The sequence below is a fragment of the Capnocytophaga sp. oral taxon 323 genome (assembly GCF_001278825.1).
Classification (GTDB): domain Bacteria; phylum Bacteroidota; class Bacteroidia; order Flavobacteriales; family Flavobacteriaceae; genus Capnocytophaga; species Capnocytophaga ochracea.
Window position 1 is genome coordinate 2079441 of record NZ_CP012589.1, and the last position, 17572, is coordinate 2097012.

The following is a 17572-nucleotide window of genomic DNA, read 5'->3' on the forward strand; positions in this document are numbered from 1 at the left end:
ACGATACGAACCACACGAGCAAGGGTGGGGCATACGGACAAGTGATAAGGTTTAAACGAAGGATAAGTGGGGTTACAGTGGCTCTACAGTGGCTCTATAGTGGGTCTACAGTGGGTCTACAGTGGGTCTAGAATGAAGGAAAGAGAAACAAAAGGCGAAGAATGAATGAAGAAAACTTCTATGATTGATACATAGGGGAGGTACGTTTACTGAAGGAATCAAGGGGAGTTGTAGAAGAGAAGCTTATGTGCAAGAATGTTTTAGTTAATTTGAGCTAACATAAGTCATTAAAATTGCTCTAATACTTGTATGCGTTTGCGAATAGGTGGGTGGGTGGCGAACATTGCAAAAAAGCCTTCGGCTTTATAGTCGATGAAGAGTTCTTTTACTTCGTCGTTATCCACACCTTCGATGGTGGAGTGCCCTGAGATTTTCTTTAAGGCATTGGCTAATGCCAAAGACTTATGGGTCATTTCAACAGCTCCTGCATCAGCCATATATTCGCGACTGCGAGAAAGTGCCAACTTAAAGAGTATTGAAAAGAAATAGACGACCCCTGCTACCAATAAGACTACCAGCACAACAGCTCCTCCCCCACCCTTTTCGTTTCGCCTATTGCGCGAAGAATACAACTGACTGTTGAGCATCGTGCGGAAAGCGATATTGGCAATCGTGGCAAAAATACCTACAAACACAATGGTAATAATAAGCAAACGGACATCGCGGTTGCGGATATGGGTAAGTTCGTGAGCTATCACCCCTTCGAGTTCGTCGTCGTTAAGCGTGTTGATAATACCACGTGTGAGGGTGACGGCAAAGGTTTTTTGGTTGATACCAGAAGCAAAAGCATTGAGCGCATCGCTTTCTATAATATAGAGCTTAGGCATAGGCATTCCGACACTCATACAAAGGTTCTCGGTGAGATTATACACCCGCATATTCTCACGGCGTTCTAAGGGACGAGAGTGAGTGGCGGTTTGTATCATTTGGGTATTGAAGAAGTAGGAGATTACAAACCATATAGCTACCCCTATCAGCATCATAGGGACTACTGAAAGGAATTGAGCATTCACAGCCTCTATATCTTGGTCGTTAAGCATATACAATACCGCATAGGTTCCCGCAAGGATTAGCAAGGGGAAGGCTAATAAATACAGAACAGACTTGGTGTTATTTCGTGCGATTTGTTGTCGGATACCAAGATATTGCATAATTTAGGTTTTTATTATTACCAATTTTTCTTTACTTACAAATGTAGAAGTTGCAAAGATATTAGTTTTATATGAGAATACCAAACAATGTTCAAAAAACAAATAAAGGAGACGCTATAAAACATCTCCTTTATATATCTTCTGTGCATTCGATTAGCTAAACGAAATTTCTGGAGCTTTATCCAACTGCTGGCGTTGTTCTGTACCCAAATCGAAGAAGGGTTGTGGAGTCATTTTCTTGAAACCTGCTACGATGTTAGTAGGTATCGATTGGATAGCGGTATTCAGCTCTTTGGTAGTAGAGTTGAAGAAACGACGCACTGACGCCAATTTATTTTCTATATCGGCAATTTCTTGTTGGAGGTGCATAAAGTTAGTATTCGCTTTCAAATCGGGGTAAGCTTCTACTTGGATATTGAAAGCACCCATAGCAGAAGAGAGTTCTTTCTCGGCTGCAATCTTATCGTTTATATCAGTAGCGCTCATAGCACGACTGCGCGCTTGAGTGATTTTGGTAAGCACTTCGGACTCGTGAGTCATATAGCCTTTTACAGCTGCTACGAGTTGAGGAATAAGGTCGTGACGTTGCTTGAGTTGCACATCGATATCAGCAAAGGCATTCTCACGATTATTGGCTAATGCTACCAATTTATTATTGGCACTAATGTACCAAAATACTACAATCACTATGATTGCGATGGTTATTATAAGTCCCATATTTAATTTAATTATTTACAATTAATATTAACAATTAAAACTATGCCTCCAATGAGGAATTGGATAATTAAAGTCTTTTTTTAGCTTGGTTTTATCTAACACTGAGTAGGCAGGGCGCGTTACTTTGCTTGGAAACTCATCGGAACGACAGGGCGATACTTTACAATTATTACCCGATTGCGCTACAATAGTTACTGCAAAGTCATACCACGAGCAAACCCCTTCGTTAGAGAAGTGATAGACCTCACGTTTGCCTTTATACCAAAGGTTTTCGACTGCTTGCACAATAAAATCGGCTAAATCAGAAGCGTTGGTAGGGGTACCTACTTGGTCGAATACTACTTTTAGTTCAGTACGTTCGGCACTGAGACGCTGAATAGTCTTTACAAAGTTATGACCGAAACGCAATGAGTACAACCACGCTGTACGGATAATGAGATGTTCAATGCCTGCTTGTTGTATTGCTTGTTCGCCTGCTAATTTAGTACGCCCATACACCCCAAGAGGTGTGGTTGGGTCGGTTTCGGTATAAGGAGTGTTTTTACTTCCTCCGAAGACATAATCGGTGGAAATATGAATAAGAGGCAAGTTGTGTTCTTTACAAACAGTTGCTAAATTCTCGACAGCTGTATGATTGATAAGAGTTGCGAGAGCTGAGTCGTCTTCGGCCTTATCTACATTGGTATAAGCTGCACAATTGACAATGACATCAATATTATTGAGTTGCACAAAAGCACGAATAGCTTGGACATCACAGATGTCCAAGCTATTTATATCCGTGAAATAGTAGCAACTTTTCTTGTGAGAATTAGCCTGAATTTCAGAACCTAATTGCCCACTACCTCCAGTTACTAAAACATTCATTTACTATTAGCTAACAGCGTAAGCGTTACTATCTACCTCTACGCTTTGTTTATCGCGAAAGCTATTATATAATCTGTTTACGTCTGCTTTATACTTATCGGGCACATTATTGCCATAAGTTCTGTTAAGCTCTATAAACTTTTGTTTTAAATCAGGAGTAATTGCAGTGTTGAAATTCTCCATATACAAAATGTGTTCTACTAATTTTACAAATTCTTCCATAGTTCTATAAATGTTTAATCATTGTTTGACGAGGCAAAAGTACGAATAAATTTATTATTGACAAAAAATAGTTATCAATTTAAATTAACAGGTTATTAACAGAGTTATCAACAGGGGGGGGATTTAGATAAAAGGTAAAAGATAAAAGATAAAAGGTAAAATTATTGAAAATAAAAGGCTACTTGAAGGAAGAGCAAAGGTAAGGTGAAGAAAATGAGAAAATGAGAAAATAAGAGAATGAGAAAATGAGAGAATGAGAAAATGAGAGAATTAGGGAATGTGGGAATTAGCAAATTAGAAAAATTATTGGAGTTTATAGTATTTTTATTATCTTTGCGCTCTGTAAAACATCATTAAAACATTCATAAAAAAACATTTATCATTATGGGAATTTTTGACAAACGCGAGAACTACAAACCTTTTGAATATCCTGAGGTTATGGAGTTTGTGAACGCTATGCACAAATCGTTTTGGGTACACTCAGAAGTGGAATTTACTGCCGATATTCAGGATTTTAAATCGGAGTTAACACCTGTGGAAAAAGAGGCAGTGAAACGCGCTCTATTAGGTATCGCCCAAGTGGAAGTATCGGTAAAGACTTTCTGGGGAGACCTCTATGACCTCTTCCCTAAACCTGAATTCAACGGATTAGGGGCTACTTTTGCCGAATGTGAGTTCCGCCACAGCGAGGCTTACGCACGCTTATTGGAGGTTTTGGGCTACAACAACGAGTTTGAAAACTTATTGGAGGTACCTGTTTTTAAAGAACGCAGTAATGTATTAAAGGAATACTTGGCTAAAAATCGTGAGAACGCTATGGAGCGGATTCTGTTTTTCACATTGATTATTGAGAATGCTTCGTTGTTCAGCCAGTTTGCTACTATTCTTTCATTTACGCGTTTTAAAGGGTTCTTGAAAAACGTAGCGAATATTATTGCGTGGACATCGGTAGACGAACAGTTACACGCCAATGCAGGTATTTATATTCTCAAAAAGATATTTGAAGAAAATCCAGAAATGAAAGCTAAAGCCGAAGAAGATGCGACTACTTTTATCCGTAGTTATATCACTTTGGAAGACAAGATGCTAGACTGGATTTTTGAACAAGGTGAATTGGAGTTTTTTAGCAAAAAAGACTTGTCGAACTATATGCGTTATCGTTTGGACGACTCGCTTACACAATTGGGATTAGGAAAGCCTTTTGGTATTTCGGGAGAGGAAGCTAAACCGATGATGTGGTTTGAGGAGGAAGTGTTCAGCAATGAGCTTGACGACTTCTTTGCCAAACGCCCTACTGCTTATACTAAACACGACAAGAGTATTAGCGAAAACGATTTGTTTTAGATAAAAAAAGAGGTAAGAAGTAAGTTTCTTACCTCTTTTTTTTTACTTGAATGCCAAAGGTCTATCGGTAGAAAAAACTTGTATACCTTTCTTTGCCCACTCGGTATATAGGTGGTCGCCTTTGGTAGCAGCACGCTTATCTAAGTTACCTAATGTACCTAATATGGCAGGTATTTTTAGTTGGTTTAAACGCTCGTACAGCTGATCAGGAGCTAAACGAATACCGGTGAAAGCCAACAACTTCTGTTTAGGAATACCTGTTTGCAAAATACGGTTCAGTTCGTCTTCATTGCGGGCGCTCACCGAAAGGAGCATCTCAGGAGCTACCTTATGCAAGGCTTCGGCTTGTGCAGTATTATAACTGATAAGCACCACTTGCGCTTCCATCTTCTCTTCGCGCACTAAATCTACCACTTTTTGATAAGAAATACCCTTTTTAAAATCTAACATTAAGTACCCCTTATTTGTTTTACACCACGAAAGTACATCTTTTAAAAACGGAATCTGAAAAGCAGTTACATTACCGAACTCATCTTTGAGTTTTTCAGTGCGTAACTGTGCGGTAGTAAGAGCTGATACAACTCCTTGACCTGTGGCGGTACGTCCTAACTTATCGTCGTGCATTAGGAGCAAATCGCCGTCGGCACTCTCGAAGATATCTATCTCAAAGCTGTGTATTCCTTTCTTGGAAAGGTATTGAATGCTTTCCAAACAGTTTTCGGGATAGCCTTTAAGTTGCTCTCCTCCCCCACCCCGATGAGCAGAAACAATGGGTTTGGAGGTAAAATACATTTGATTAGTAATCTCCTCTTGGGGGATTATCTGTCCGGTTGAGGGGCTTTTGCAAGCCATTGCGAGGCACAAAAGCGATAAAGTGATGATATATTTCTTCATTAAAAACATATTTTTTTGCAAAGATAAAGAAAATATAGAAATGAGAAAATTAGAGAATGAGGAAATGAGAAAAGTGTGTCATATCCTGAAATAGGTTTACACTAAAAACCATAAAAAGATATGACAAAAGGGAGGAAAGAAACAGTTCGGTACAGTGATTGCTTTAAGTTGAGTATCGTAGAAGAGATTGAGAAAAACGGATTGAGTATTGAAAACTGCCGACGCAAGTACGGCATTGGAGGAAGTACAACGATTCAAAAATGGCTCAAAAAGTATGGTAAAAATCACTTATTAAATAAAATAGTACGCGTGGAAACAATCGATGAAATCAGGGAGCTTCAAGCTCTTAAAAAGGAGTTAAAAGCCCTTAAAGAGGCTTTTGCTGAAACGACTTTAGAGAATAAAGTTTATAAGACTTATTTTCAAATTCTTGGTCAGGAAACAGGAATGGGCGATGAAATAAAAAAAAAGTTAGAACAAGAGTTATTGAAGTACTTTCCAAAACAGAAAAGATAAGCGCTCTTTGCAAGTGTTTTGATATTAGTAGACAAGCTCATTATAAAGCAGTTAAATCGTTTAAGGAGGTAGCGCTCAGAGAGAGTATAATTATTGAGATGGTACAGGAAATACGTCGAGAACTGCCCAAGATAGGAGGAAAGAAGCTTTATTATATGTTATCAGATAAGATACATCAAGTAGCAAAAATAGGGAGAGATAAGTTTTTTATGATATTGAATAATAATGATTTACTTATTCAAAGGAAGAGGAGTTATGCCCGTACGACCTATTCTAATCATTCTTTTAGAAAGTGGACAAATCTTGTTAAAGATGTAGAAGTGAGTGCTAAAAATCAAGTATGAGTAAGTGATATAACTTATATTCGCACCTTAGAAGGTTTTAGGTATTTATCGCTTATAACTGATTTATATTCAAGAAGGATAGTGGGATATTGGTTAAGTAATAGTCTATCTATTGAAGGGTGTTTAGAGGCTTTGAAGAAGGCTTTAAAAGGGAAGAAAAAGTCAGAGTCTTTAATACATCATTCGGATAGAGGAGTTCAATATTGTTGCAAAGAGTATATATTGTTATTGCAAAAAGAGCACATTCAAATTAGTATGACTCAGGAGAATCACTGTTATGAAAATGCTCACGCGGAGCGTATCAATGGGATTCTCAAGCAAGAGTTTAATTTAGGAGTTACTTTTAATACTGAACAACAAGCTCTTAGTGCGGTATGTTCGGCTATAAAGACATATAATCAAAAACGTCCTCACTATGCATTGAACTTAAAAACTCCTGATCAGGTGTACTTTCAAAAGGTAGCTTAATGAGAAAAATATTACTAATAAAACAATAATTAATTATGACAACCTTTTTTAGGACGTGACACGACGCAAAAGCGATTGCTTTATACTAATCACTAATCGTTAACCTCTAACCATTATTCTTCACTTGTAAAGGTACTAGCCGGGAGGTTGGCTTGGTTTACTAAATTGGCGTCGGTAACAGGGGTAAAAGCGTAGCGCACGACTTTAGGGGTAGCGACTTGATTGCTGGTTACTTTCACTTCTTCACCTACTATTTCGGCGGTAGCAGGATAAAAAATACCATTGCCGTCAGAAAGTTCAAAACCGCGTAAGGGCTTACCATCGGCGGTGTGTAAGCCTTGTGCATACTGAAAAGAAACTGTGGCTACTTTCCCACTGAAAGTCGCTGAACGGAACAAAGGTCCTGAAGGGATTATATTTGTCTTGCCATAAGTATCATTCAAAGCCCATTGCGCTAAGCGTTCGCCTATGGGTTGTTTGTTCTTTGGGTGTACATCGGTGGGGTGACCGTGGTCGTAAGATACTGCCATTCCGCTGTGTGGTATGTCTTTCATCAATCGACGTTGACTATCTCTAAACCAACCCCACGACGGACGATTGATACTGGATAGCTGTACGTAGTAGAAAGGCATTTGTGGATTGCCAAACTCAGTGCGCCAACTCTTCACCAATAGAGGAAATAACTTGCTATGAGCGTCCTTGTTATGCGCATTCGATTCGCCTTGATACCATATTACCCCTTTGATAGCATAATGGTTTAAAGGGAGTATTCCCGCTTCGAATAAATAAGCAGGCTCATAGGGGTGACGTTGGAGCTTATCCGTAGACTTTTTGATGTTCTCGGAAGCACGAGAGCGCACCCAATCCATTATAAAATCGTTTTCACGCCAATTATAAAGAATACTTGGGAAGTTGTATTCCAAAGTACGGCGGTCTATCCACGCTTCGGTAGGTGAGCCCCCCACAGCATTGCAAATGAGCCCCACAGGCATATCCAAATCTTTTTGGAGAGTACGCCCGAAGTAATAAGCTACCGCAGAAAAATGGCTTACTGTTTTAGGAGAGCATACTTGCCACTGAGCAGGACGGTAATATTGCAAATGGTTCAGCGAATCTAATACTGAGGCATTCCATTCTACGGGGTCGGTACGCCACCTTTCTTTCATATCAAACAGGCGAATATTAGGATTATCGGCTTGCGGAATATCCTTTTCGCCCGTAGAAGTTTGGTTCATATAAAACTCCATATTCGATTGCCCTGAGCAAAGCCATACTTCGCCGGCTACTACATTGGTAAAGGTGCGTTTTTCTTTACCTGCTGTGATTTGAAGCGTATAGGTTTCTTTGGCAGTAAGTGGCGATAAGGTTACTTGCCATTTGCCATTGGTATCGGCGGTAGTGGTGAGTTGTTGTTTGCCTATCTTCACAGTGATTTTAGTACCTGTATTGGCGATGCCACTCAGGGTGAGAGGTATGCCGTGTTGCAACACCATATTATCGGAATAGATAGCGGGGAGGTGCAAACCTCCGTAATCGCCTGTAATGGCACTGTAAACTACCTGTGCCAAGATAGCCGCCCCTTGAACATTAGGGTGTACCGCATCGGGGAGCATTTGAGGAAAGTGATATAAAGGCTCGTGAAAGTCGATAAGTTGCACGCCCGCTTGCTTGGCGATGCGCTCTATGGCTTGTTGTATTTCGGCGTGCCAATCGCGGGTGCCAGATTCGAATCGCTTATGGCGATGTGCGAGTGGGGTCATACGAGCGATAAGGATACGCGCTTTGGGGTTTGCCTTTTTAAACGATGCGATGAGAGATAGATAATCTTTTACGAAATCATCGCGGTAGTTAGGCCAGTTGCGGGGATCGGTATCGTTAATACCTAAGTGAATGACCACAATATCTGCTGCAAAGGTAAGTGCTTTTTTGTATTCTTCTTGCTGAATGTAAGGCTTATGTCCTTTGCTGAGTAAAGTAGCTCCTGAATGACCAAAGTTTTCCACCTCATAGCTTTTTCCTAACTGACGTTGGAGCACCGAAGGATAGCTGTTTTGTTCGCGGTTTTCAATGCCAAAGCCATAGGTAATACTATTGCCAACACACGCCACTTTAATAGGCTTTTTTTGTGCACAAGCAAAGGCGGTAAGGAGTAAGAGTGTGATAAAGAAAAGTTGCTTTTTCATTGGTTAGTATACTTAGAAAGTAAGAATGTTTTATATTAAGCTACAAAGGTAAGAAAAAAAGTGTTAGGTTGTATACAATTAAAATTAGGAAATTAGGAGATTAGAAAATTAGAAAATGAGGTGCGAGCCACACGGACAGGGAAATGAGAGAATGAGGTGCGAGCCGCACGGGCAGGGAAATGAGAGAATGAGGAAATGAGGGAAATGTCAATAATATCAGAAATACCAATAATATCAATAATCAACTTTGCCAAAGTGGGAAACTTTGGCAAAGTGCATACCGCAAAAGCGATGTATTGGGACTGTTAGGAGCTTTCGGAAGGAAACGGAGGGTTTCGGAAGAGGGGAGGGAGGGTTTTTGATGAAAAAAGGCTTTGAGGAGGGTGGTGGTAGCTTATAGAGAGCTTATAGGAAGCTTATACGAATCTTGGACGATTGGTATAGAAAGGGTATATAAAAAGTTGACTCATAGTATAATACAGCGATGCAAAAAATGGTAAAAACGGGGTTTCGAGGCGAAAGAAAGAGGAAGAGGCACTAGGCCTTAGGCCATAGGCACTAGGGGGGAGTATGACGGAAAAGAGAATTAGCGAATTAGAAAATTTGGAAATTAGCAAATTTGTGGGAGGAGTTTTTTGGGAGTGTGGCGATGGGAAACTTTTCTTATAATGAGGTGTAATTGAATAAGAATTTTATCATTTTGGGCTTTGGGTTGTATTCATATTCAATTTTTGATTTATCTTTGCGTTTTAAAAACTAAAAATAAAATGGATTTTCTTTTTACTGCTGATGCCTTTGTGGCGCTTATTACTCTTACGTTTCTCGAAATTGTATTGGGGATTGATAACGTGATATTTATCTCTATCGTTACGGGTAAACTGCCCGAACATCAACGTAAGCGCGCCACACGCTTAGGGCTTTTCTTGGCGATGTTTTTGCGCATTGCTCTTTTATTGGGCATTTCGTTTCTGATTAGGTTGAAAGACCCGCTTATCAGCCTTGACTGGGGGTGGTTTTCAGCTCATTTTAACGGGCAGGCTCTCATACTGCTTGCGGGGGGTATCTTCCTGCTCTATAAATCGACTAAGGAAATTCACGCGAAAGTGAATCATATAGAACACGTTACACAATCGGATAACCCTAAGGGGCGACAACACGCTTCTTTCGGGGGGACTATTGTACAAATACTACTGATAGACCTTATTTTCTCGATGGATAGTATTCTTACAGCGGTGGGAATGACCAGCGGGCTAACAGGGGCGATTTATATAATGATTACAGCGGTAGTGCTTTCGGTGGGTATAATGATGCTTTTTGCAAACCCTGTGGGCAACTTTGTAAACCGCAATCCTTCGATTCAGATATTGGCACTTTCGTTCTTGATACTCATTGGTTTTATGCTTATTACTGAGAGTATGCACCTATCGGAAGCGGTATTGGCAGGGCAAACGGTGGGTGCTGTGCCTAAGGGATACTTGTACTTTGCGATAGCGTTTTCGTTAGGGGTAGAGTTTCTGAATATGAGAATGAGGAAGGCTTCACCTTCAACCTCTCTCCCAAGTAGTGGCGAGCGAAGTAAAAAAGAGGTAGAAAAATGATGAATGGTTAGTGATGAATGGTTAATGATTAATGATAAGAGGAAGTGTATGTAGCTCACGCTATAGAAATTCGATAAAAAAATAAGCAAAAATAAAGGCTTCGCTCTTTTAGAGTCAAACAAAAATAGATTGCAAAAGAATGGGCTTATTTCTTAAAGGGCGATTTGCCAATCGCCCCTACGCACACCGAAAAGGCGAGTGATTATAAGGTAATCAACTTTTACAAAGGTCGTAGCAAGACAGGGTGCGAGCTACAATGGAAGACTTTGAAGTGCCCACAGGAGCAGTTGCCCATATAGAAAAACAATATACCGAACTTACCTCTCTCAGTTGGGAAGGACAACGCACCTTTACCGATGAAGATTTTAAGCTTGTGATAACACTCTCTATACACCGAGATTCTGGAAAACCCACAGCTATCTTTATAGGGACTACCCAAAAAGCTCTTTTTGATAAACTATTAAATGATTTAGGAAGTTATGGTCTGCAATGGGATTACACTTCGTATGATGATTAAAATTAACGAAAATGAAAAACCTTAGAAAAGAATTACGCCCCGATTTTGCAACCGCAGAAAAGCTGTACCCACTCGTGCTCAAACGCCTGCAAGACTACGAAGCCTTTTGGGATACTCAAAGTGAAGACACTCCCGAAGAAGTGTTTGACAAAGAATACAAGGCGATGGAGCAATACCTCAGTGAGCTCACCGGTAAAGACCTTTCCAACACTTGGTTGTGGGAATGGTGGGAAAGCAATGGCATTGAAGTCTTTGCCTTTGATTTGGCTATGCCTGACCCTGTAAAACACAACAACCTCACCCGAGAGGACATCGCAGCTTTTGTGCGTATCATCATAAATAATGAATTTGAGTGCGAAAACGATTTTCAACGGGAGTTTATGCCTTATATGTTTTACAGCGATGGCTACTTCTTTCAGTTTTTAGCACTCAACTGTCCGCACTTTGACCCTGCTGTGTTCAATACCACAAAAGATAAAGAGGGTAAGTATCAACAACCTACTGTAGAAGGGGTAATGAGAAAGATATGGAGATAAAAAACTTTGCCAAAGTTTTGAGACTTTAGCAAAGTTGGTTCTTATTATGATAGTAGGTTATTTTTTATAAGCTGTTCCTACCATATTCACATTGTTGATTGGAGTCATTGCAAAATTATCAACTGTAATAAGCACTATAGTAGCGCCTAATTTTGCAGCTTCTTTTTTTAATTTTTTGGTTGCTTCATCACGCAGTTTAGATTGTTTTCCATAAAGTCTACTTGCTTCTGATGATACATCTCCCAAACGTGTTAATCCCTTAATATCTTCAGGATTTCGTGTAATAATAATATCTTCTTCTGATACTTTTTCACCTCTTACTTCTGCTTTTTGAGGAACTTTTTCTTCTTGTTGAGCAACTTCACCACTATAAGCAGTCCCTACCATATTCACATTATTGATAGGTGTCATCGCAAAATTATCAACAGTGATAAGTACTATAGTAGCACCTATTTTAGCCGCCTCTTGCTTGATTTTCTTAGTAGTTTCATCTCGTAATTTAGATTGTTTTCCATACAATCTACTGGTTTCGGCAGAGACATCATTCAAACGTTTTAATCCTTTTATATCTTCAGGATTACGAGTGATGATTACTTTTTCCCAATCATTATTGGTTTGAGCATACCCTATAAAAGACAAGGCAACAAATAGCATTAAAAATAGTTTCTTCATTGTTTTATATTTTATATACTTGTTTTAATTATTGTTCTTTTTGAGCAATTCCTTTTGAAAGTCTGAGCATAGGAAGCACACTATGCGTTACCCAACCTTTATTTTCTGTTTTATCAAAGGTAAAGGTTCTCATATAGGTATCCTCCTTAGCTAAAAAAGATAGATTGTAGAAGGGAGTCCTTTCTTCTTTCTTAAAAATAGCCTTTACTTGCGCTTCATTTTGCATTACTATTTGTATTTCATCGGTTTTATCGAACACAAGGGTATAGGCTCGCATATAATAACCGTCATAACTTTTAGCAATTATAAAGGGCTGAGATTTGTCATTAAAAGTTATATCGTATGTATCATTACTAAGAGGTGAATCCGACTTTTTCATAGTGATATAACCTTCTTGAGCTAATTTCTCATAAGTAGCTAATTCTTCTTCAAGAATATATTTTCTTTCACCTGTAACTACACGTGCTACCCCATAAAAAGGAGTTGTTTCGGCTAAAGCTTCTTTTATTAGCTTGTCAGTTTTAGAAGTTGTTAGATTATCAGAACAAGACATTAATCCCATTCCAAAAATTAGAAATAATAGAAAGTTCTTCATTGTTTTATGGTTTTTAAATGATTTTTAACGGTGCAAAAGTAAGCGTTTAAAACAATATTCTATTTAAACTTTTTCAAAATATATTTTACTTTTTCGATAATATTTTTTACTTTTGCCTCTCAAATCATTAACTTATTATGATGAATATAGAAAATGTAATCAATAAAATTGTACAAGAGAGGACTAAAAAGGGGTATTCTTATGAGAATATGGCTGAGGAACTACACCTCTCTGTACCTGCTTATCGCAAATTGGAAATAGGAGAAACTAAATTATCAGTAGAAAGACTTTTCCAAATTTCTATGGTATTAGAAATACCTGTAGGAGAATTGCTCGATTTAGAAAAACAACAAATGGTACAAAATAACTATCATAATGATGCAGTATATCAACAAAAAATAGAACATTTTTACCAAGAAAACAAAGAAATAACAGAACAACTCATCAAATCCAAAGATGATTTAATTGCTCAATTGCAGAAAGAAATAGCCTATTTAAGAAAAGAATAATTTACCACTAACTTTTGCAAAGTGGAATATTCTAACACCTAAAACCTAACACTTAAATATCTAAACAAATGGAACTAAATCGTATCAAAGGAAAAATAGCTTTCATCTCGGGTGCAAGCAGCGGGATAGGTAAAGCAGTAGCCGAAAAGTTGGCACAAATGGGCGTCAATTTGATTCTCTGCGCTCGTCGTGCTGAGGTATTGGCAGAACTGAAAGCCCAACTCGAAAAAGAACACGCTGTGGAGGTTATAACCTTAGCTTTCGACGTGAGAAACTACCAAGAGGTGGCGAAAAATATCCAGTCCTTACCCGAAAAGTGGCGACAAATAGATATACTCATCAACAATGCAGGGTTAGCTATTGGACTGCAACACCTCTATACTTACGCCATAGAAGATATAGACCAGATGATTGACACCAACATCAAAGGGTTTACCTATATTGCCAACAGTGTGATTCCGCTAATGATTGCTACCGACAAAGTGGGGACAATAGTGAACGTCGGCTCGGTAGCGGGTGAGATAGCTTACCCCAATGGCAGTATTTATTGTGCGACCAAGTTTGCTGTAAAAGCCCTAAGCGATGCGATGCGCATAGAGCTAATGAATAAAAAAATAAAGGTTACCAACGTAAAACCAGGATTGGTAGAGACCAATTTCAGCAAGGTGCGTTTCAAAGGCGATGAGCAGAAAGCCGAAAACGTGTATAAGGGTATCACGCCCCTATATGCCGAAGATATCGCCGACACCATAGCCTATATCGTCAATCTGCCAGATAAAGTTCAAATCACCGATATTACTGTTACCCCGCTCCACCAAGCGGATGCCTTACATATTTATAAATTAGCAGATTAGATAATTTGCTAATTGCTAATTAGTAAATTATACTTACCTTTGTCACAAAATAACGTATGATGTGGTTCGTTTTTGCACTACTTTCGGCTATCTTTGCTGCTCTTACCGCTATTCTTGCCAAAATAGGCATTGAAGGGGTCAATTCTAATGTAGCGACCGCTATCCGCACAGTGGTAGTTGTGTTGCTGGCGTGGGCAATGGTTTTTATCACCCAAAGTCAGCATAATATTGCCCAGATAAGCCAGCGCAGTTGGCTCTTTCTTATCCTCTCAGGAATTGCCACAGGGGCATCGTGGTTGTGCTATTACAAAGCCCTGCAAATGGGAGAAACTACCAAAGTTGTTTCGGTAGATAAACTAAGTATCGCCATCACCTTTGTTTTGGCTATTATCTTCCTACACGAAGACTTCACCCTTAAATCGGTGATAGGTGTCTCACTCATTACCATAGGTACCTTAGTGATGATATGGTGAGAGTAGGAACGAAACGCCACTAGCAGGGCGGGCTAAATTTTCCCATAGAGAGGTTTTTAAAGAAATTAGGTTATTACGATGGGTATAGGGTGCCTGTACCACACCTAAACCACGTATGTGGCACGAATATAAGAAGGAGATAGGAGAAATATTTTTTGTCTGTTACGTCAAAAAAGACTACCTTTGCTCCCTAATTTAATTAAAAAAACCGTTATGAGAAAGCTGTTAATTTTAGCAAGCCTTGCTCTCATTGGAGTTGCTTGCCACAAAAGTGATGATGACAATAACAATAATAACAATAAAAAAACTCCTGACCCGTGGGAAGAAAAGACATTATTGCCTACTAAGTACATCATAGAGCGTTCAAAGGATGATATCTCCGAAATGGTTTACACCATAGAGGACGGATTTATTAAGGAAGCAAGAGAGTTCAAAACCTATCGTTCAAAGCGAAAGGAAGTCAAACATTTGATTATTAAGCCCCTAAAGGGTAAGAAACTTCCTGCCAGGATAGATATTGATAAAGACGGTATAGCTCAAGGAGTTGTAGAATTTAGTTTCAATGACCAAGACCAAGTTACTGAAATTAGAAAAAGTAGAATAGGAAAGCATCCTATGTCTATTACTTTTGGCTACAAAGATGGAAAACTAAGTGAATTTTCTCCTTCAATCGTTTACAAAATTACCTACCCAGATGCCCATACTGTGGTCGCAACGAGTGCTTCTGGACACGACAGAAAAACCTATACTTTTAGTCCAGAAGGCAACTTGATAAAGAAAGTAAAAGATAAACTCAATGACGAAGGAGAAGTTTTTCTTAGAGAGACCTTTCAATATGAGTATGACCTGCAGAAGAAAAACCCCAAGAGAGACTTGCAAATACAACTTGTCACGTTAGCAAACACTCCTTTAGATAAGTACATCTTTTATGAGCTTTATGAAGCCACTAATAGCAAAAACCTTGTAGTAAAACAAACTAAACTAACCCAAGTACAAAAAGACTCTAACAACCCCAGCTTAGGACTTACTACAGGCACTCCATATTTAACTGAATATAAAAATGAAGCTAATAATCCGCAAGGTTACGCTACTAAAATTACCGAAGTGACGATGGGATATGATAGTACTATTGAAAAATATGAGTACTAATACAAGCTGTATCATACTTTATAGCTGGAAGAGAAGTGTCACTAATTTCACAGAAGATATTTTGTGTGTTTGACCTAAATGCAGATACTGAGCCTTTTTTATCTCATTTTTTGTCCGTTACACCAAAAAAGACTATCTTTGCTCCCTAATTTAATAAAAAATCGTTATGAGAAAACTGTTAATCTTAGCAAGTCTTGCTTTCATTGGAGTTGCTTGCTGCAAAAGTGATGATGACAATAACAATAATAACAATAACAAAGCTCCTGACCCTTGGGAAGAAAAGGTTATATTACCTACTAAGTACATCATAGAATATTCAGCAGATAGTTCCACCGAAATGGTTTACACCGTAGAGGATGGTTTTATTAAAGAAGCAAAAGAGTACGAAATTTCTGGATCAGAACGAAAGGAGGTCAAACATTTGATTATTAAACCTCTAAAAGGTAAAAAGCTTCCTGCCAGAATAGATATTGATAAAGACGGTATAGCTCAAGAAGTTGTAGAATTTAGCTTTAATGACCAAGACCAAGTTACTGAAATTAAAAAAAGTGAATTAGGAAAGTTTTCTATGTCTATTACTTTTGACTACAAAGATGGGAAGCTAAGTAAATTTGCCCCTATCCCTTCAGTAGTTTACAATCTTACCTACCCAGATGCCCATACTGTGGTGGCAACGGGTGATTCTGGATACGACACATATATCTATACTTTTAGTCCAGAAGGCAACTTGATAAAGAAAGTATACGATAATCTCACAAACGGAGTAGTTTCTTTTAGAAAGACCTATCTATATGAGTATGACTTACAGAAGAAAAACCCCAAGAGAAACTTGCAAATACAACTTATCACGTTAGCAAACACTCCTTTAGAAAATTACACTTTTTATGAGCTTTATGAAGCCACTAATAGCAAAAACCTTGTAGTGAAAGTATTCGAACGAACCCAACAACTAGAAGACTCTAACAACCCTAGCTTAGGACTTACTAAAGGTAGCCCATACTTAAGTACAGAATATAAAAATGAAGCTAATAACCCGCAAGGTTACGCTACTAAAATTACCAAAGTGACGGACGGAAATGATGGTACTATTGAGAAATATGAGTACTAATACAAGTGTATCATACTTTATAGTTAGAAGAGAAGTATCACTAAACTCAATTAAGAATGTTAATAATAAAAAATCTCCACGCAGGTGTGGACGGCAAAGAAATCCTTAAAGGAATTGACTTAGAAATAAAAGCAGGCGAAGTACACGCTATTATGGGACCTAATGGAGCGGGCAAATCTACCCTTTCGGCGGTGATTGCGGGTAACGAAAACTTTGAGGTAACAGAGGGTGATATCCTCCTCAATGGCGAAAGTCTGTTAGAAGATGCCCCCGAAGAGCGCGCACATAAAGGTATCTTTATGTCTTTCCAATACCCTGTAGAAATCCCTGGAATATCAGTAACCAACTTCATCAAAACTGCTATCAATGAGAGTCGCAAGGCACAAGGATTACCCGATATGCCTGCTGCTGAACTTCTCAAAAAAATACGCGAAAAAGCAGCCCTTCTAGAAATCAATCCTGACTTCCTTTCGCGTTCCCTCAACCAAGGATTCTCTGGCGGTGAGAAGAAACGCAACGAAATCTTCCAAATGGCAATGCTCGAACCTAAAATAGCTATTTTAGACGAGACCGACTCTGGGCTTGATATCGACGCCCTACGCATTGTAGCCAATGGGGTGAATAAACTCAAAAACGAAAACAATGCGGTGCTTGTTATCACCCACTACCAACGCCTTTTAGACTACATCGTTCCCGATTGCGTACACGTGCTTTCCGACGGTAAAATCGTAAAAACAGGCGACAAAAACCTCGCCTTAGAATTGGAAGCAAAAGGCTATGATTGGCTCAAAGGATAAG

General features: G+C 38.9%; 19 protein-coding genes and 1 pseudogene. 12 read left to right on the forward strand and 8 right to left on the reverse strand.

Annotated elements, in window-relative coordinates:
* Positions 1–287: 287 nt before the first annotated feature.
* From AM608_RS08950 to AM608_RS08965, 4 genes are all read right to left on the reverse strand, one after another.
* Positions 288–1211, reverse strand: coding sequence for a M48 family metallopeptidase (locus AM608_RS08950; RefSeq protein WP_053581497.1), 924 nt, complete (start codon positions 1209–1211; stop codon positions 288–290).
* Between the two features lie 153 nt (positions 1212–1364).
* Positions 1365–1928, reverse strand: coding sequence for a LemA family protein (locus AM608_RS08955; protein ID WP_053581498.1), 564 nt, complete (start codon positions 1926–1928; stop codon positions 1365–1367).
* A gap of 27 nt (positions 1929–1955) precedes the next feature.
* Entirely contained in the window at positions 1956–2792 is an 837-nt protein-coding gene (gene rfbD / locus AM608_RS08960; protein WP_053581499.1) for a dTDP-4-dehydrorhamnose reductase, read from the reverse strand.
* 6 nt (positions 2793–2798) lie between these two features.
* Complete coding sequence (locus AM608_RS08965; RefSeq protein ID WP_002675130.1) at positions 2799–3014, reverse strand: hypothetical protein; 216 nt, start codon at positions 3012–3014, stop codon at positions 2799–2801.
* 384 nt (positions 3015–3398) lie between these two features.
* On the opposite strand from AM608_RS08965, the gene AM608_RS08970 reads away from it, so the two are divergent.
* On the forward strand, positions 3399–4358 hold the full coding sequence (locus AM608_RS08970) for a ribonucleotide-diphosphate reductase subunit beta (protein ID WP_002675128.1): 960 nt from the start codon (positions 3399–3401) through the stop codon (positions 4356–4358).
* Positions 4359–4400: 42 nt separating this feature from the next.
* Here the strand turns inward: AM608_RS08970 and AM608_RS08975 are convergent, their stop codons facing one another.
* Positions 4401–5261 carry a glycerophosphodiester phosphodiesterase family protein gene (locus tag AM608_RS08975; RefSeq protein ID WP_053581500.1) on the reverse strand — a complete coding sequence of 287 codons (861 nt, stop codon included), beginning with the start codon at positions 5259–5261 and terminating at the stop codon, positions 4401–4403.
* Positions 5262–5420: 159 nt separating this feature from the next.
* Here AM608_RS08975 and AM608_RS08980 point away from each other — a divergent pair, with 159 nt between their 5' ends.
* Together AM608_RS08980 and AM608_RS11805 are read left to right on the forward strand one after the other, a co-directional pair.
* Positions 5421–5768: a transposase gene (locus AM608_RS08980; protein WP_253273467.1), complete on the forward strand. Its 348-nt coding sequence runs from the start codon at positions 5421–5423 to the stop codon at positions 5766–5768.
* A gap of 353 nt (positions 5769–6121) precedes the next feature.
* Positions 6122–6580 carry an integrase core domain-containing protein gene (locus tag AM608_RS11805; protein WP_157466295.1) on the forward strand — a complete coding sequence of 153 codons (459 nt, stop codon included), beginning with the start codon at positions 6122–6124 and terminating at the stop codon, positions 6578–6580.
* A 113-nt stretch (positions 6581–6693) separates the two neighbouring features.
* Here AM608_RS11805 and AM608_RS08995 read toward each other — a convergent pair whose 3' ends face one another.
* Positions 6694–8763 carry a GDSL-type esterase/lipase family protein gene (locus tag AM608_RS08995; RefSeq protein ID WP_053581502.1) on the reverse strand — a complete coding sequence of 690 codons (2070 nt, stop codon included), beginning with the start codon at positions 8761–8763 and terminating at the stop codon, positions 6694–6696.
* A gap of 767 nt (positions 8764–9530) precedes the next feature.
* On the opposite strand from AM608_RS08995, the gene AM608_RS09005 reads away from it, so the two are divergent.
* The 3 genes and pseudogenes from AM608_RS09005 (at position 9531) to AM608_RS09015 (ending at position 11414) form a co-directional block, all read left to right on the forward strand.
* Positions 9531–10361 carry a TerC family protein gene (locus AM608_RS09005; protein WP_053581504.1) on the forward strand — a complete coding sequence of 277 codons (831 nt, stop codon included), beginning with the start codon at positions 9531–9533 and terminating at the stop codon, positions 10359–10361.
* A 256-nt stretch (positions 10362–10617) separates the two neighbouring features.
* A pseudogene (locus tag AM608_RS09010) lies at positions 10618–10878 on the forward strand (SMI1/KNR4 family protein); the annotation flags it as partial.
* An 11-nt stretch (positions 10879–10889) separates the two neighbouring features.
* Positions 10890–11414 (forward strand): hypothetical protein, encoded by a 525-nt coding sequence (locus AM608_RS09015; protein WP_053581505.1) that lies wholly within the window; start codon positions 10890–10892, stop codon positions 11412–11414.
* A gap of 57 nt (positions 11415–11471) precedes the next feature.
* Here AM608_RS09015 and AM608_RS09020 read toward each other — a convergent pair whose 3' ends face one another.
* Together AM608_RS09020 and AM608_RS09025 are read right to left on the reverse strand one after the other, a co-directional pair.
* Positions 11472–12086, reverse strand: a complete 615-nt coding sequence (locus tag AM608_RS09020; protein ID WP_053581506.1) for a hypothetical protein — start codon at positions 12084–12086, stop codon at positions 11472–11474.
* A 28-nt stretch (positions 12087–12114) separates the two neighbouring features.
* Positions 12115–12681 carry a hypothetical protein gene (locus AM608_RS09025; RefSeq protein WP_053581507.1) on the reverse strand — a complete coding sequence of 189 codons (567 nt, stop codon included), beginning with the start codon at positions 12679–12681 and terminating at the stop codon, positions 12115–12117.
* Positions 12682–12818: 137 nt separating this feature from the next.
* Between AM608_RS09025 and AM608_RS09030 the strand changes: the two genes are divergently transcribed.
* The 6 genes from AM608_RS09030 (at position 12819) to sufC (ending at position 17571) form a co-directional block, all read left to right on the forward strand.
* On the forward strand, positions 12819–13190 hold the full coding sequence (locus AM608_RS09030; RefSeq protein ID WP_009420435.1) for a helix-turn-helix domain-containing protein: 372 nt from the start codon (positions 12819–12821) through the stop codon (positions 13188–13190).
* A 68-nt stretch (positions 13191–13258) separates the two neighbouring features.
* A complete protein-coding gene (locus AM608_RS09035; RefSeq protein WP_053581508.1) occupies positions 13259–14044 on the forward strand; it encodes an SDR family NAD(P)-dependent oxidoreductase in 786 nt (261 codons plus the stop codon).
* Positions 14045–14100: 56 nt separating this feature from the next.
* Entirely contained in the window at positions 14101–14517 is a 417-nt protein-coding gene (locus AM608_RS09040) for an EamA family transporter (protein ID WP_015782396.1), read from the forward strand.
* A gap of 213 nt (positions 14518–14730) precedes the next feature.
* A complete protein-coding gene (locus tag AM608_RS09045; protein ID WP_053581509.1) occupies positions 14731–15666 on the forward strand; it encodes a hypothetical protein in 936 nt (311 codons plus the stop codon).
* Positions 15667–15832: 166 nt separating this feature from the next.
* Positions 15833–16774 (forward strand): hypothetical protein, encoded by a 942-nt coding sequence (locus AM608_RS09050; RefSeq protein WP_053581510.1) that lies wholly within the window; start codon positions 15833–15835, stop codon positions 16772–16774.
* A gap of 56 nt (positions 16775–16830) precedes the next feature.
* Complete coding sequence (gene sufC / locus AM608_RS09055; RefSeq protein ID WP_053581511.1) at positions 16831–17571, forward strand: Fe-S cluster assembly ATPase SufC; 741 nt, start codon at positions 16831–16833, stop codon at positions 17569–17571.
* Position 17572 lies beyond the last annotated feature (1 nt).